The sequence below is a fragment of the Sedimentitalea sp. genome (assembly GCF_039973035.1).
In the GTDB taxonomy this organism is placed as follows: domain Bacteria; phylum Pseudomonadota; class Alphaproteobacteria; order Rhodobacterales; family Rhodobacteraceae; genus Sedimentitalea.
In genome coordinates, this window is record NZ_JBDWLR010000003.1 from 1 (window position 1) to 2875 (window position 2875).

At 52.7% G+C, this 2875-nt stretch carries 2 protein-coding genes; one reads left to right on the forward strand and one right to left on the reverse strand.

From position 1 onward, the window contains the following. Positions 1-295 precede the first annotated feature (295 nt). Positions 296-742 (reverse strand): DUF302 domain-containing protein, encoded by a 447-nt coding sequence (locus tag ABJO75_RS00590; RefSeq protein WP_348432282.1) that lies wholly within the window; start codon positions 740-742, stop codon positions 296-298. A gap of 99 nt (positions 743-841) precedes the next feature. Here ABJO75_RS00590 and ABJO75_RS00595 point away from each other — a divergent pair, with 99 nt between their 5' ends. After that, on the forward strand, positions 842-2344 hold the full coding sequence (locus tag ABJO75_RS00595) for a tetratricopeptide repeat protein (protein ID WP_348432283.1): 1503 nt from the start codon (positions 842-844) through the stop codon (positions 2342-2344). Positions 2345-2875 lie beyond the last annotated feature (531 nt).

Sequence of the window (2875 nt, forward strand, 5' to 3'; positions counted from 1 at the left end):
TGCGTTAATAGCAAGTCTGAGGACGGATGGCGTCACTGAACTTGGGGTCGACGACGAAGAGTACGGCAGATTTTTCCGCTTTCTCGACCCTGAAGGGAATGCGATTGAACTTTGGCAGCCACCTGCGGGGGATCTACCGAAAGATTAGAATTTTTCAGAACAGTTTTCAAATTAAGCGAGCGGCCATTTGATGAAGTTGCAGCGAATGACTGCTTCGAGCTCGTAGTGATCGCTGCAGCAGCACTTTCGAATGGCGGTATGGTGAAGCACGATGGCTTCACCATTTTATACGTTACTATTCTTCAGTTGCAGCAGACGAGAATTTCTCCAACGCGCCCCTCATCGCTAAAACGGCCGGATGATTTGCGGCAAGACCATGGGACAGTGCCACAGCTGTTGGGTCGTCATAGGTCGCCCAAGTTTGGCCGTTGGCATCTTCAAAAAACAAAATCCGCAAGGGCAGGTCTAAAGCCATAGTTTGACCTGTTTGCAATGCGCTTGCCCCAATTTTGGGACTGCCGAAGATCACGACCGTTGTAGGACGCAGGTCTTTACCGACGGAGGAGCTGCCCGCAGCGAAGTCGATTGTGTTGAACACCCGCGCGCCTGCTGTTTTTACGGCATCTTCCAATCGCTCCACTGAAGTTGCGACGTTGGTGGAGCTTGCCACATTGATGCGTTCTGCCATGGCGGATCCTGCGGTTGTCGCTACGATAAAGGCTAGTGTGATCAGAGTTTTCATGTTTGGCTCCTTGTTGATCAATGTCCAAGGCGATTTGGACTAATGACTGTCTAGGCCGCATGAACTGCAGATTCTGGAGGATTTTTGGAGGAATGCACTTTGAGCCAAGTTAATGCACAAATCTGGAGCTTTGGTTCTTTTTCGCTTGATGAAGCATCTTTTGATCTCACGCGTTCCGACGTTTCGATTCAGATTGAGCCGCAAAGCCTGCGCATTTTGATCTTCCTTATCCGTCACAGGGACCGGGTTGTATCCAAAGACGATTTGGTTGACGCTATATGGCATGGGCGAGCGATCAGTGATTGGGCGATATCGGGGGCAATTAAAGCTGTCCGGATTGCACTTGGCGATACCGACCGCGACAACCGCCTGATCAAGACAATCCACGGGCGTGGGTTTCGCTTTGTTGCAGACGCCATTTCCAGAACTCCAGAAACAGCATCCGCGCCGATACCAACCGTACTCGTCCGCGTCTTTCGATCAAGCGGAGAGGACATTGCGCTCGAATATCTTGCCGATGGCCTGACAGAAGATCTGATAAACAGCCTGTCCCGACACGATGCATTGACCGTACTGTCCTACAACACAACCAAAGCGCTTGGGGATGGGGTGCCAGAGGATATCTACGGCGTTACGCATATTATTGATGGCAGCATCCGTGAAAGCGGTAGTCGCACCCGTGTGAACGCTGCTGTCCTAAATGGCACGGGTCAGCAACAAATTTGGGCGGAGCGTTTTGATCTGTCTCCGGAAAGCCTTTTGGCCGGTCATGATCTGATCGCAGATCGGTTGCTTGCTGTGATTGCGCCTGATCAGGTCCGGCCTGCCAGAAAGCGGCGCGGCACAGTAAATTCTCAGGCATATGATGCCTATCAGAAAGGCCGCTACGCGTATTTCCGCTATGAACCTCCGGCCTTTGTCGAAGCGCTGTCGCACTTTGCGAAGGCCGCTGAGCTAGACCCCGGTTTCGCCAACGCCTATGCGCAGCAGGCATATTGCCGCACGACGCTCTATGTTTTTGGATTGCCCGGAACTGACAGTACGCTGGATGCGGCAGAGGGCCTTGCGCGCGAGGCCATCAGGCGGGACGACAACGCGGGTCTCGGATACGCGCGGCTCGGTTGGGTATTGGGGTACCTTGGGCGGCCTCGGGAAGCCATCGCAGCCTTTGACGCCGCCTTGACGCGCGATCCAGAAAACCCTGAGGCCTATCTGGCCTACGGCGAGACCATGAACCGCCTGGCACGCCCGCAAGACGCCGGACCACTTCTGGAGACTGTGTTCTCAAAAGACAGCTTTCTGCCGCCCAGTTGGGAATTTCCACAAGGCCATCGCCACCTTTTGTTGGGAGAGCAGGAGGTGGCTATAGGCCACTTTCAATCTGTGCTGGATCGCGTCCCGCGTTTCGTTCCGGCGCGGGTCCAATTGGTGCGTGCGCTTTGGGAAGTTGGTGACACCAAAGGCGCAAATCGCGAGGTTGTGTGGATCAAGGAAATCGCTCCCAAATACAGCCTTTCCCACTCAAAGCGCATGTTCCCGTACCCCGTTCAGAAAGAAGCGGATGCGCTGACGACCGCGCTTTCGGGAGCTGGATTGGATTAGGCCTTATGAGCAGAGCGGTAGTTCGGTTGTGCAACTTCAACGCTCGGTTTGTCCGCTCAGCTGCCATTGATCCAACAACTCATCTTTGGAGCCTACTTCAAAGGATGGATTCGCATAACGTGTCATATGGAATTTTGCGTTTAGCCAGTTCCCACCTTCGACGAATACTCACACCACATACACTGTGTATCCGCAGAACATTGCGCGCATTCTGAGGTATGATTCGGCGAGGTCGATGATGATCTCAGATCCCACCTCGAAATCACGCAGTGTTTGATATTCAAAAAAAATGGAGATAGATTTCTGCGCAGTCGATACAAGCAAACTACAATTGCCATTCGAAATGGCGCAGCTGTTGTCGGATAAAGCCAATGAAACTAGTCGAAAATTGCCAATTACCGTCAAATCCCACTTAATTCCGGATATGCGCCAAGTGCCAAGTGTTCTTGCGCATTACACGTGAGAAAAACGTGGATCTGAGTCCTTAGAGTCGCAGTCCGGTGCTTCTTCCAATTCTCAGACCATTGAGAC